Source organism: Schaalia odontolytica (assembly GCF_031191545.1).
Taxonomy (GTDB): domain Bacteria; phylum Actinomycetota; class Actinomycetes; order Actinomycetales; family Actinomycetaceae; genus Pauljensenia; species Pauljensenia odontolytica.
This window is the reverse complement of the sequence record NZ_CP133472.1, coordinates 2,247,126-2,259,850: the sequence shown is the minus strand read 5'-3', so window position 1 is coordinate 2,259,850 and position 12,725 is coordinate 2,247,126. Positions and strand designations below refer to the sequence as shown.

General features: G+C 63.8%; 12 protein-coding genes. All 12 read right to left on the bottom strand.

Going from position 1 to position 12,725, the window contains the following annotated elements:
• Window position 1 precedes the first annotated feature (1 nt).
• A complete protein-coding gene (locus RDV55_RS09635) occupies window positions 2–1,336 on the bottom strand; it encodes a DUF349 domain-containing protein (protein ID WP_111824162.1) in 1,335 nt (444 codons plus the stop codon).
• A gap of 167 nt (window positions 1,337–1,503) precedes the next feature.
• Window positions 1,504–3,804 carry a RelA/SpoT family protein gene (locus RDV55_RS09630; RefSeq protein WP_309187925.1) on the bottom strand — a complete coding sequence of 767 codons (2,301 nt, stop codon included), beginning with the start codon at window positions 3,802–3,804 and terminating at the stop codon, window positions 1,504–1,506.
• Window positions 3,805–3,882: 78 nt separating this feature from the next.
• Window positions 3,883–4,422: an adenine phosphoribosyltransferase gene (locus RDV55_RS09625; RefSeq protein WP_111824161.1), complete on the bottom strand. Its 540-nt coding sequence runs from the start codon at window positions 4,420–4,422 to the stop codon at window positions 3,883–3,885.
• Window positions 4,419–5,507 carry a protein translocase subunit SecF gene (gene secF / locus RDV55_RS09620; protein WP_111824160.1) on the bottom strand — a complete coding sequence of 363 codons (1,089 nt, stop codon included), beginning with the start codon at window positions 5,505–5,507 and terminating at the stop codon, window positions 4,419–4,421. The genes RDV55_RS09625 and secF overlap by 4 nt, the downstream gene beginning before the upstream one ends.
• Before the next feature lies 1 nt (window position 5,508).
• On the bottom strand, window positions 5,509–7,464 hold the full coding sequence (gene secD / locus RDV55_RS09615; protein ID WP_111824159.1) for a protein translocase subunit SecD: 1,956 nt from the start codon (window positions 7,462–7,464) through the stop codon (window positions 5,509–5,511).
• Window positions 7,465–7,490: 26 nt separating this feature from the next.
• Window positions 7,491–7,877: a preprotein translocase subunit YajC gene (locus RDV55_RS09610; RefSeq protein ID WP_111824179.1), complete on the bottom strand. Its 387-nt coding sequence runs from the start codon at window positions 7,875–7,877 to the stop codon at window positions 7,491–7,493.
• Between the two features lie 176 nt (window positions 7,878–8,053).
• Window positions 8,054–9,094 (bottom strand): Holliday junction branch migration DNA helicase RuvB, encoded by a 1,041-nt coding sequence (gene ruvB / locus RDV55_RS09605; RefSeq protein ID WP_174703833.1) that lies wholly within the window; start codon window positions 9,092–9,094, stop codon window positions 8,054–8,056.
• Window positions 9,095–9,101: 7 nt separating this feature from the next.
• Complete coding sequence (gene ruvA, locus RDV55_RS09600; RefSeq protein WP_111824157.1) at window positions 9,102–9,707, bottom strand: Holliday junction branch migration protein RuvA; 606 nt, start codon at window positions 9,705–9,707, stop codon at window positions 9,102–9,104.
• A gap of 55 nt (window positions 9,708–9,762) precedes the next feature.
• Window positions 9,763–10,392: a crossover junction endodeoxyribonuclease RuvC gene (ruvC, locus tag RDV55_RS09595; RefSeq protein ID WP_111824156.1), complete on the bottom strand. Its 630-nt coding sequence runs from the start codon at window positions 10,390–10,392 to the stop codon at window positions 9,763–9,765.
• On the bottom strand, window positions 10,392–10,985 hold the full coding sequence (gene pdxT, locus RDV55_RS09590) for a pyridoxal 5'-phosphate synthase glutaminase subunit PdxT (protein ID WP_111824155.1): 594 nt from the start codon (window positions 10,983–10,985) through the stop codon (window positions 10,392–10,394). The genes ruvC and pdxT overlap by 1 nt, the downstream gene beginning before the upstream one ends.
• Window positions 10,979–11,881 carry a pyridoxal 5'-phosphate synthase lyase subunit PdxS gene (gene pdxS / locus RDV55_RS09585; protein WP_003792524.1) on the bottom strand — a complete coding sequence of 301 codons (903 nt, stop codon included), beginning with the start codon at window positions 11,879–11,881 and terminating at the stop codon, window positions 10,979–10,981. The genes pdxT and pdxS overlap by 7 nt, the downstream gene beginning before the upstream one ends.
• 2 nt (window positions 11,882–11,883) lie before the next feature.
• A complete protein-coding gene (locus RDV55_RS09580; protein WP_111824154.1) occupies window positions 11,884–12,645 on the bottom strand; it encodes a YebC/PmpR family DNA-binding transcriptional regulator in 762 nt (253 codons plus the stop codon).
• Between the last annotated feature and the right edge of the window lie 80 nt (window positions 12,646–12,725).

Here is a 12,725-nt window from a genome sequence, read left to right as displayed (position 1 = left end):
GTCACTCCATGGACGAGGAGATCTGCGCGAGCCAGGCACGCTTGGTCTCAAGGGTCTCGCGCACGCTCTTGGCAGCCTTGTCGTCGCCCTTGGACTCAGCCTCGGCGAGGGAACGCTCAAGCTGAGCGATCTGCTCTTCGAGCTGACCGACCATACCGGCCGCGCGGGCGCGTGTCTCCGGGTTGGTGCGGCGCCATTCCTTCTCCTCAGCGTCACGGACCGCGGCCTCAACGGCACGCAGGCGGCCCTCGATGCGGTGTAGGTCGGAGGACGGCACGCGACCAACATCTTCCCAGCGGTCCTGAATCTGGCGCAGCTGAGCCTTGGCACGATCGATATCGGTGACCGGCAGGATCGCCTCGGCGTCCACGAGGATCGCTTCCTTCGCGACGAGGTTCTCGCGATACTCGGCGTCAGTGGCTTCGTCCTTGGCACGACGTGCGTCGAAGAAGACCTGCTGGGCAGCGCGGAAGCGAGCCCACAGGGCATCGTCTTCCCTGCGGGACGCGCGGGGGGCGGCCTTCCAGCGGTTCATGAGTTCACGGTAAGCACCGGACGTGCGCGACCAATCCTCGGACGAGGACAGGGCCTCAGCCTCGGCAATGAGAGCTTCCTTCACACGCTTGGCCTCAGACTGAGCCTGATCGAGCTGGGAGAAGTACTGGCGACGGTGACGATCGAACTGCGTGCGAGCAGAGGAGAAGCGCTTCCACAGCTCGTCCTCCACGGCCTTCTCCAGTCGGGGACCGCGACGCTGAAGATTCTTCCACTCGTCAAGCAGATCGCGCAGCGTCTGTCCGGACTGCTTCCAGTGGGTCTTTGCGGGATCCTGCGCAACGATCGACTCCGCGCGCTCGACAACGGAGGTGCGCTCGGCGAGAGCCTGAGCCTTCGCAGCCTTGCGCTCTTCGCGCGCGATTTCCTTGCGTTCCTCGCCGGCCTTCGCAACGGCCGCGACGCGCTCGCGCAGCGCCGGGATGTCACCGATAACGTTGGGCGAAACAACCTGCTCACGCAGCGTCGCAAGCGTCTGATCGATGTCGCGCGGACTCAGGGTGGCCAGGCGATCCTCGAACAGCTTGATCGTGGCCGCAAGGTCGGCGTACCGACGCTCGTAAAGGGCGTAGGGAGAGGCGGGAATACCCTCGGGGAAGCCGCCGATGACGCGCTCCTCGTCTCCATCCTTGACATAGACAGTCCCGTCTTCGCCAATGCGGGCGAAGGGGTGCTCGGGCACCTCGGACGCTGCGATCGTCCTCGAGGCAACGGCCTCCTCAGACGTCGAGGCGGCAGATTCGGGAGCGGCTTCATTATTCGGAATCGGCGTCGTGGTCACGATATTCCTTCTGAGACGAGGGCTTACGCCCGGCGCGGGTGCGTGCCGATGTGACACACAAGTCTAGTGTGTCACATCTAACGAGGAGGTGAAAGCTCAGCCCACAAAAGGGGACGGATGTAACACCCTTTTCCCGCTGATCGCTGCAGCCTCCCCCCCCGCCTCGTCTATGAGTCAGCTCCGATGCGCACTGCCTCAAAGACACCGTCGACCCGACGCAGGGCTGACAGGACCGCGTTGAGATGACCGAGGTCGGCAAGCTCGAAGGAGAAGTTGCCCGATACGACCTGGTCGCCGTCGGTCTTGAGGGCTGCGGCGAGAATGTTGACGCGGTAGTCGGACAGGACACGTGTCAGATCGGAGAGCAGACCACCGCGATCAAGGGCACGCACCTCGATCTGCACGCGGAAGGGGGATCCCAGCCCCTTCTCGTTCCACGAGACATCGACGAAACGCTCGGGCTGCAGCTGCCCGAGGCGCACAGCGTTTGCACACGTGCTTCGGTGAACCGAGACTCCCTGTCCTCTCGTAATGAAACCGACGATGTCATCACCGGGAACAGGCGTGCAACACTTAGCCGGCTTCACCCAGATGTCATTTGGACTCAGGCCCGCGACTGTGATCGCGGCATCCCCAGAGGCCTCCGAGCGAGGCTTCTGCGAGCCCGGCGTGACGCCCTCGGACAGCGTCTCCTCGGTACCGTCGCCCCCGCCCAGGTTGTCGACGAGTCGGGTCACGACGTTCTGGGCAGAAATATGCCCCTCGCCGACGGCCGCGTAGAGGCCGGACACATCCGGATACCCGAAGGACGTCGCCACCGACAGGATCGACTCGTGGTTCATCAGGCGCTGCAGAGGCAGGTTCTGCTTGCGCATCGTGCGGGCCAGCGCTTCCTTACCGGCCTCGATGGCTTCCTCACGACGCTCCTTCGAGAACCATGCCTTGATCTTCGAGCGCGCGCGCGGGGATGCGACGAAGGCAAGCCAGTCACGAGATGGTCCCGACTTGTCCGACTTCGATGTGACGACCTCGACCGTCTCACCCGATTCCAGTCGGGTATCCAGGGAGACGAGACGCCCATTCACCTTGGCCCCGACTGTGCGATGTCCGACCTCGGTATGGACCGCGTAGGCAAAGTCGACGGGCGTCGCGCGCGCCGGCAGCACGATGACCTGCCCCTTAGGTGTAAACACGTACACTTCATCGCCGGCAATCTCGTAGCGCAGCGAATCCAGGAACTCTTCGGGGTCACCCGTCTCACGTTCCATTTCCACGAGCGCACGCAGCCAGTTCGCCTGCTCATCCGAGCTCATGCGATCAGAATCCCCGCCCGACGCGTTCGGGTTCTGCTTGTACTTCCAGTGCGCCGCTACACCGTGCTCGGCGCGCTCATGCATGTCGAAGGTCCGGATCTGGATCTCCACCGGTTTACCGCCGGGACCGATGACCGTCGTGTGCAGCGACTGGTACAGGTTGAACTTCGGCATCGCGATGTAGTCTTTGAATCGACCCGGGATCGGGTTCCAGCGCCCGTGCAGCGATCCGAGAACCCCGTAGCAATCCTTGATCGATTCGACGAGGACGCGCACCGCGACCAGGTCGAATACCTCGTCGAACGCCTTTCCGCGCACGATCATCTTTTGGTAGATCGAATAGTGACTCTTCGGACGACCGCTCACCGTCCCCTTCGTACCCGAGCGACGCAGATCCTCCTCGATCTGATCAATGACATCACGCAGATACTCCTCGCGCTGCGGGGCGCGCTCCGTGACCAGGCGATCGATCTCGTCGTAGATCTCCGGATACAGGGTCTTGAAAGACAGCTCCTCGAGCTCCCACTTGACCATGTTCATGCCGAGGCGGTGAGCCAGCGGCGCGTAAATCTCGAGTGTCTCCTGAGCCTTCTTGGCAGCAGACTTAGCCGGCACGAAGCGCCATGTGCGGGCGTTGTGCAGGCGGTCGCCCAGCTTGATGAGCAGCACTCGAATATCACGGCTCATCGCGACGAGCATCTTGCGCAGCGTCTCAGATTGGGCTGAGGCACCGTAGTGCACCTTGTCCAGCTTGGTCACGCCGTCGACGAGGTTTGCAATTGCCTCACCGTACTCTGCTGCCAGCTGTTCAAGGGTATAGTCGGTGTCCTCGACGGTGTCGTGCAACAGCGCGGCGACAAGCGTCGGCGTCGTCATGCCCATCTCGGCAAGGATGGTCGCAACGGCAACCGGATGGGTGATATACGGTTCGCCTGACTTGCGCATCTGCCCGCGGTGATGTTCCTCAGCGGTGCGATAGGCGCGCTCGACGACGCTGATATCCGCCTTCGGATGGTTCGCTCGCAGCGCGCGTACCAGCGGCTCAATCTCAGGGATAGTAGCCCGCCCGCGCGAGCCAAACCAGACGAGGCCGGAGCGCACCCGGGAACCAGCCGCGGGAAGCGCGGAGCCTGTTGTCATGTCGTCGCTGCTCATGGCCCCATGATAGCGACGAACAAGCGGGTCCGGGGATCATCGCGATCCCCGGACCCGCTCATTCTCAACAAGCAACACTCACAGGTGAAGCGCGCTCTCCACGGTGATGCCCGACAGCGCCGAGCGACCGCCAAGCACGTCGAGTTCGAGCAAAACGGCCACGGCCTCAACGGAGGCTCCGCACTGACGCAGCAGGCTCACCGCGGCGTTCGCGGTACCGCCCGTAGCGAGCACGTCGTCAATGATGAGGACGCGCTGTCCCTCGTGGACGGACTCGGGGTGCATCTCCATGCGAGCAGTCCCGTACTCGAGCGCGTAGTCCACGCCGATCACGTGGCCGGGCAGCTTGCCGGCCTTGCGGATCGTCAGCATGCCAAGGCCGAGCTCAGCGGCGACGGGCGCTCCGAGGATGAAACCACGCGACTCGAGGCCCGCGACAGCGTCGATTCGCCCCGCATAGCGGGCACCGATCAACTCGACCAGTTCCTTGAAAGCCGGGCCGTTCGCGAACAGCTCAGTGATGTCGCGGAACAGGACGCCGGGCTCCGGAAAATCTGGAATCTCCAGCATGTTGCTCTGAACCAGAGCGGCGATACGATCGCCAAGCTCACCGATCATCGATGGTTCTTCTTCCTATGTGGCTGGTTCTCATTACCCAGACGCTTTCCGGGCTTGATCGGAGCCACCTTGACGGACTTCGGCGTGGAAGACTCGCCAGTGGCGGTGCGGTGGCCGCGCTCGTGCTCGACCGCCGCGTTGTGCTCGCGAGTCTTGATCGAGAGCTCCTGGAATGTCACCAGCAGCGGGGAGGCGATAAAGATCGACGAGTAGGTACCGGCAATCATGCCGATGAACAGGGCCAGCGAGATATCCACCAGGGTACCCGGGCCCAGGGCAGCGGTACCGATGATGAGGATCGCACCGACGGGGAGAAGCGCCACAACCGAGGTGTTGATCGAACGAACCATAGTCTGGTTCACAGCGAGATTCACGTACTCCGCGAAGGTGTAGTGCTTCTGCTCGTAGACGTCTGAGGTCAGCTCACGCACCTTGTCGAAGACGACGACGGTGTCATAGAGCGAGTAGCCCAGAATCGTCAGGAAGCCGATGACGGTCGCGGGCGAGACCTCGACCTGCGCAATCGCGAAGACACCGACGGTGACGGCGATATCGTGCAGGAGGGCGAGGAGCGCCGAGGCTGCCATGCGCCACGAGCGGAAGTACACCGTCATCAGCAGGGCGACGAGGGCCATGAAGATAACGAGCGACTGTGCGGCCTTCGTGGTGACCGACGAACCCCAGGAAGGGCCGATCGAGGAGGACTGAACCTCGGTGGCATCGACGCCGTAGGCACTCGCCAGCGCGTCACGCATCTGCGCGGTCTGTCCAGAGTCAAGGGAGGTGGTCTGGATGCGCACGGAGTCGGAACCCACGCGCGTGACCTTAGGAGCAGCCTCGACGAGGCCGGTCGCACTCACCGCACGGGATGCGAAGGACTCACTCTGGTCACTCACGTGAGCGACGTCGAACTGCGAGCCGCCGGTGAACTCAATCGAACGATTCAGTCCCATGATTGCCACGAGCGCAAAACCGAGAACAAGGACGCCGGCAGCGAGTCCGACGAAGACCTTGCGTTTGGGGACGACGGCGTAAGACTTGTCGCCCGAGTACAGGGCGTTACCCCACTGAGCAAAACTCATCATGTCAGTTCTCCTCTTCCTCGGTCGCCACCGTGACATCGTCCGTGGACTCACCCGACGACGCCTCTTCCTCCGCCTTTAGGGCGGCCAGACGTGCAGCACGGCGACGCTCAGCAATCGACAGACCGTCCCCGACCTCGTCTTTCTTGTCCTTCGAAGCGGACTCGCCGCGCACGACCACACGTCCACGTCCCGCGTAGACGAGCGAGTTCTTCGCACCCAAGTGCTCAGGGTCGAGGCCCGAGAGCTTGTGGCCCTCGCCGAAGAAGCGGGTGCGAATCAGCAGCTCCATCATCGGGTGGGTGAACAGGAAGATCACCGCGATGTCGATGACGGTCGTGACGCCAAGCGTGAAGGCGAAGCCCTGAACGCCGCCGACGGCGAGAAGGTACAGAACCACGGCGGCCACCAGGTTGACGGCGTCGGAGACCAGGATCGTGCGCTTGGCGCGATCCCAGCCCTCTTCGACGGCAGCCTGCAGGGGGCGTCCGTCACGCACTTCGTCGCGCACGCGTTCGAAGTAGACGATGAACGAGTCGGTCGTGACGCCGATGGCCATGATCAAACCGGCGACACCCGCGAGCGACAGGCGGTAACCCATCAGCCAGGACAACAGGGCGATCACCAGGTAGGTGATGACCGAGGCGACGACGAGCGAGCCGGCCGAGATAACCGCCAGACCGCGGTACTGCCAGATGAGGTAGACGATAACGAGCAGGAAGCCGATGAAGGCTGCCCACAGACCGACCGTCAGATGGTCGGTACCGATCGTCGCGGAAATCTGCTGCTCCGACTCAACCTCGAAGTTCAGCGGCAGCGAGCCGAAGCTCAGCTGGTTGGCCAGCGTCGAAGCGGACTGAGCGGTGAAGTTACCGGTGATCTCAGCCTGGCCGTTGGGGATGATCGCGTTCATCGAAGGTGCGGTGATGACTGTACCATCGAGGACGACTGCAAAGGAGTTACGGTCGGGACGCCCCTGGTAGAACGACCCACCCTGAGGATCGGAGGTGTGATAGCCGTACAGGATCGTGGAAGTGTCCTTGAACTTCTCGGTGCCCGCGTCATTGAACTGCAGCGACACGGCCCACTGGCCGGTCGTCTGGCCGTTGCTGTTGCGCGCAAGACCGGCGGTTGCGGTCTTTAGATCCGAGCCGGGCACAGCCACGGGGCCGAGGATGTACTTAATCTGACCGGAGTCGTCACACGCGGCATAGGGCTTGTCGGAGGCCCCTTCAACACGCTTGACGTCGGCAGATGCCGAGCAGTCAAGCGTGAGGAAGTCGTACACGACCTGCTCAGTCACCCACGCAAGATCCGAGGCGTTCTCGGGAGTGGTCGCGGGGGTGTCGGACACGATGCCATCCTGGTTCGTATCAGCGATCCCCCGTGCAGTCGCCTCGTCCACGGCGGTGGACTGCACGCCGGACTGGGCTGCCTCGTTCGTCGCAGCGCCGGACTGGGCCCCGGACTGCTCGCCAGACTGGGCCCCGGACTGTTCGCCGGACTGGGCTCCGGACTGCGGCGTATTCGTCTGGGCGGACTGCTGGTTCTGAATGACGCCCTGAGCCGCACCGATGCGTAGGACGGGGCGGAAGTTCATCTGGGAGGACGAGCGAATCAGATCCAGCTGCTCCTGAGAGGGCGTACCGGGGATGGACACCATGATGTTCGAGCTGCCCAGAGACGAAATCTCAGACTCGGACACACCGGAGGCATCGATTCGGTTGCGAATGATCGAGATCGCCTGAGTGATGTCCTCTTCGGTGATCTCTCGCTGTCCATCACCGGTCACGGTCGGGGTCAGGATGAGCTGAGTGCCGCCCTTCAGGTCAAGGGCCAGGTCGGGATACGGGGATACGCCCTGGGTAACGTGCCCAATCGCCAGTGCCGCACACGCCGTCACAACGGAGACAGCGAGGGTCACGAGCGCGCGCACGGGGCGTCGCTTATCTGATGCCACGGTTCTACTTTCCGTTCAGCCTTGACTTACTTCTGCTGCTCGTCGGTGCCGGTCGGCTCGTCGAGTCCGAGGACCTTCTCATCCTCTTCAGCGGTCTCGACGGCGGTCTCGAGCGCGTCCGCCTGCTCAGTGTCAGCGAGGGGCGGCTGGCCGCCGATCTCGGCGATCATTTCACGCTCCCAATACATCTCGTGCCCGTCGGTGGTCTCCAGGACGATGATGTCGCCGTCGAGGTCGACAAAACGACCCCAGAAGCCAACGCGGGTGCGAACCCATTCTCCGGGCTTCACGGCGGCGAGCTGGTCGCGCTTTTCCTGCTCCATCTTTGCCATCTGCTTCTTGCGGGAGGTCGAGCTCCACCACATAAAAGCGACCATGACGACGATCAGGATCACGAGGGTGTAGTTGTTCATAAAGGCTGATTCACTTTCGATGACGGTCAGGCGCTTCGAGCGCACCTTGCCAGTCTACTGCCCGAGGAGGGTTTTAGCCTAAGTGATCAAGGTGTGGCGCGGCGCATGGATTCATCGGAAGTTCCTTGACAGTGCCGAGTACGCCCGTGGCCAGCCAGGGCACGAGGCTTGCTCCCCTAGTCGAAGAGCGCCCCATCCGGGGTGGGTGGGGTCAGGCCAAGGTGAGTCCACGCCTTGGGGGTTGCCATGCGCCCCCGGTTGGTGCGAACAAGGAATCCTTCGCGCACGAGATACGGTTCGGCGACTGTTTCGACCGTCTCTGCTTCCTCGCCGATCGTCACGGACAGGGTCGTGAGGCCCACCGGGCCGCCTGCAAAGCGGCGGCAGATGGCCTCGAGGACCGCGCGGTCGAGCCGGTCCAGGCCGGAGGGGTCAACCTCAAAGAGTTCGAGAGCGCCGCGTGCGGCGTTGAGGGTGAGCTGTCCATCGCCGTGCACCTGGGCGTAGTCGACGACGCGGCGCAGGAGGCGGTTTGCGATTCGCGGCGTTCCGCGCGAGCGCGAAGCGATCTCGTGCGCGGCCTGCGCGTCGATGGGCGATCCCAGCAGCGAGGCCGAGCGGGTAACCACGGATTGCAGCTCGTCCGTCTCGTAGAACTCGAGATGGGCCGTGAAGCCAAAGCGGTCGCGCAACGGGGCCGGCAGAAGGCCGGATCGAGTCGTCGCTCCGACAACCGTAAAAGGAGGAAGGGTCAGCGGGATCGAGGTCGCACCGGGCCCCTTGCCCACGACGACGTCGACACGGAAGTCCTCCATCGCGAGGTACAGCATTTCTTCGGCGGTGCGCGCAAGGCGGTGAATCTCGTCGATGAAAAGGATGTCGCCTTCTTGTAGGCCTGACAAAATCGCCGCGAGATCGCCGGCGTGTTGAATCGCGGGTCCGGAAGTGAGCCGCAAAGAAGTACCCATTTCAGCCGCGACGATCATCGCTAGCGTCGTCTTACCCAATCCGGGAGGACCTGCGAGGAGGACATGGTCGGGGCAGGCCGAACGCATACGAGCTGCGTCAAGGACGAGCTGCAGCTGGCCTCGCACGACGCGCTGGCCAACGAACTCCGAGAGCTTCTTGGGGCGCAGAGCCGCCTCGGCCGCACGCTCGAGCTCTCCGGCATCGGGGGCGACGATGCGCATCGTATCAACGTCGAATCCGGGATCCATCTGATGATCAGCCACGTCCGCCTCCCAGCGTCACGAGGGCCGCGCGCAGCATGTCGGAAGCCCCAAGCCCACTGCCCGCTAGCTTCTCGATCGCCTTGGCAGCCTGAGCCTCTGTCCATCCGAGACCGACCAGGGCGGCTCTGACCTCGGACGCAACGGCATCCTCGGTGGGCGCGGGAGCGAGTCCGGCTTGCGCACCAGGCAGGGCTGCCGGAGTGCCCAGCTTGTCCCCGATCTCCAGGGCCATGCGCTGAGCCGACTTCTTCCCCACGCCCGGGATGCGCTGCAGTGCGGCCAGGTCCTGGTCGCGCACCGCACGACGCAGGTCGTCAGGATGCAAAACCGCCAGCGCGGCTAGCGCGATCTTCGGGCCAATGCCGGAAACCGAGAGCAGCTTCGTGAACACGTCGCGCCCATCCACAGAGTCGAAACCGTAGAGCGTCATCGAGTCTTCACGCACGATCATCGACGTGAACGCCGTCATCTCCTGGTCGCGCTTAGCGCCCTGCGCGAAGGCGGGCGTCACGTGTACGCGAAAGCCGATGCCTCCCACCAGGAGATCGATGTAGTCGAGGCCGACGCTCGCGACTGTGCCGCGCAGAATGGAGATCACTGCGTTCCTTTCGCTCACCGATCGCCCACACACGCAGGCGAACATATGTACGATTCTAGCCGCGTCGGCGCCTCGGATCGACCGCACCGGTTCGGCGTTGCGCGGCCTGAGCCTCGGCCCAGGCTTTTTGTGCTGGCGTCATGGAGCCGCGAGCGGTCAGGCGACCCGAGAGAGAGACGGCCACCGAAGAATCCTCCGGCGCACCCAGCAGCCCTGTCCCACGCCACGCGTGTGTGATAGCAATGGCCAGCGCGTCTGCGGCATCCGCAGGCTTGGGAGCCTTGGCGAGTCCGAGGATGCGCGCAACCATCGCCTGTACCTGACCCTTATCCGCCTTGCCGTTGCCGGAGACGGCGGACTTTACCTCGGAAGGCGTGTGCACGGCCATCGGCAGACCGGCGCGACCGACGCACGTCATTGCAGCGCCCATCACCTGCATCGTCGAGGTGACCGACTGAAGGTTATCCTGCGCGAAGACGCGTTCGATAGCGACGACCTCAGGTTCGTAGCGCTCAATCACGCTATCGATCGCATCCGCGATCGTGCGAAGCCGAAAGTGCGTAGCGAGGTCCTTATCGGTTCGGGCTACGCCGACGTACACGAGCGAGGCGCGCCGCGACGCATCGACATCGACAACGCCAAGCCCGCAGCGCGTCAGCCCCGGGTCAATGCCCATCACGCGCATCAGGCGTGGGCCACCATATCGACGAACATTGCGTGGATACGGTGATCCCCGCCCACCTCTGGGTGGAATGACGTCGCCATGACGTTGCCGTGGCGAACCGCGACGATCGGACCATCTGCGCTGTTTCCGGCACGCGCGATGACCTCAACACCCTCGCCCACCGACTCGACCCAGGGGGCGCGAATGAAGACGGCGTGGAAGGGGCCGCCCTCAAGGCCCACAACGTCCAGGTCCTCCTCGTAGGAGTCAACCTGGCGACCGAAGGCGTTACGACGCACCACAATATCGAGCCCGCCGAAAGAACGCTGGTCCTCGCGCCCGTCCAGGATCGAGGAGGCGAGCATGATCATGCCCGCGCAGGTGCCGTACACGGGCATGCTCGACGCAATGCGCTCATAAACAGCGTCAAACAGCCCAAAAGACACCAGTAGATTCGACATGGTCGTCGACTCGCCGCCCGGGATCACCAGACCATCGACCCGGTTCAGTTCGGATTCCCTGCGCACTAGCAGCGCGCGGGCGCCGGAGTTTTCCAGCGCCCGCACGTGCTCTGCGACGTCGCCCTGCAGGGCGAGAACGCCAATGGTCACCATCCGCGCTCCGCGAGGCGGTGATCGACCGGCAGGTCGTCGACGTTAATGCCAACCATGGCCTCACCCAGTCCGCGCGATACCTCGGCAATGACGGACGGGTCGTCGTAGAAGGTCGTAGCCTTGACGATGGCGGCCGCGCGCTTGGCGGGATCGCCGGACTTGAAGATGCCCGAGCCGACGAAGACACCCTCAGCACCAAGCTGCATCATCATGGCAGCGTCGGCGGGGGTTGCGATGCCACCGGCCGTGAACAGCACGACAGGGAGGCGACCCTCACGGGCGACCTCGGCGACGAGCTCGTAGGGTGCCTGCAGTTCCTTGGCCGCGACGTAGAGTTCGTCCTCGGGCAGGGAGGTCAGGTGACGGATCTCGTCGCGGATCTTGCGCATGTGCGTGGTTGCGTTGGAGACGTCACCGGTGCCGGCCTCACCCTTAGAGCGGATCATGGCCGCACCCTCGTTGATACGACGCAGTGCCTCACCGAGGTTGGTCGCACCGCAGACGAAGGGAACGGTGAAGTTCCACTTGTCGATGTGGTGCGTGTAGTCGGCGGGCGTCAAAACCTCGGACTCGTCGATGTAGTCGACACCCAGGGACTGCAATACCTGCGCTTCGACGAAGTGACCGATGCGTGCCTTGGCCATCACCGGAATGGACACAGCCTCGATGATGCCCTCGATCAGGTCGGGGTCGGACATGCGGGCCACGCCACCTTGGGCGCGAATATCGGCTGGGACGCGTTCGAGAGCCATGACGGCCACTGCGCCCGCGTCTTCGGCGATCTTCGCCTGCTCGGGGGTGACGACGTCCATGATGACCCCGCCCTTGAGCATCTGGGCCATGCCGCGCTTGACCTGCGGGGTGCCGACCTCGCGCTTCGCGGTCGAATCGCTCATGTTCACTCCTGCTCTTCCAGCTGGGCACGAACCTCGTCCGACAGGGACATGTTCGTGTAGATGTTCTGCACGTCGTCGGAGTCCTCAAGGGCGTCGATGAGTTTGTTCACCTTGAGCGCACCCTCGAGATCGAGCTCGACCTCGGTGGAGGCGACGAACTGGACTTCGGCGGAATCGTAGTCGATGCCGGCATCCTGCAAGGCGCTGCGCACGGCGACGACGTCCTTGGGGTCGGACTCGACGACGAAGAGCTCACCGGCATCCTCAACTTCTTCGGCACCCGCGTCCAGGACGGCCATCATGATGGATTCCTCGTCCACACCGTCGGTGGCGGGCACCTCGACGATGCCGCGACGCGCGAACAGGTAGGACACCGATCCCGGGTCTGCGAGCGAACCGCCGTGGCGGGTGAAGCCCAGGCGCACGTCGGAGGCCGCGCGGTTGCGGTTGTCCGTCAGACACTCCACCAGGAAGGCGACACCGCCCGGGCCGTAGCCTTCGTACATAATGGTCTCGTAGTTGGCGCCGCCGGCCTCAGCACCGGAGCCACGCTTGACGGCGCGGTCGATGTTGTCAGCGGGAACGGAGTTCTTCTTCGCCTTCTGGATGGCGTCGTACAGGGTCGGGTTGCCAGCGGGGTCGCCGCCGCCCGTGCGAGCCGCAACCTCGATGTTCTTGATGAGGCGCGCGAAGAGCTTGCCGCGCTTGGCGTCAATAGCGGCCTTCTTGTGCTTGGTGGTCGCCCACTTAGAGTGTCCCGACATCACTTCTCCCTGTTGGGTGGATAGATACCGCCACATTCTAACGCGCCTGCGGCCCGCTTCCGCATCCGGGCGGGCCTCAC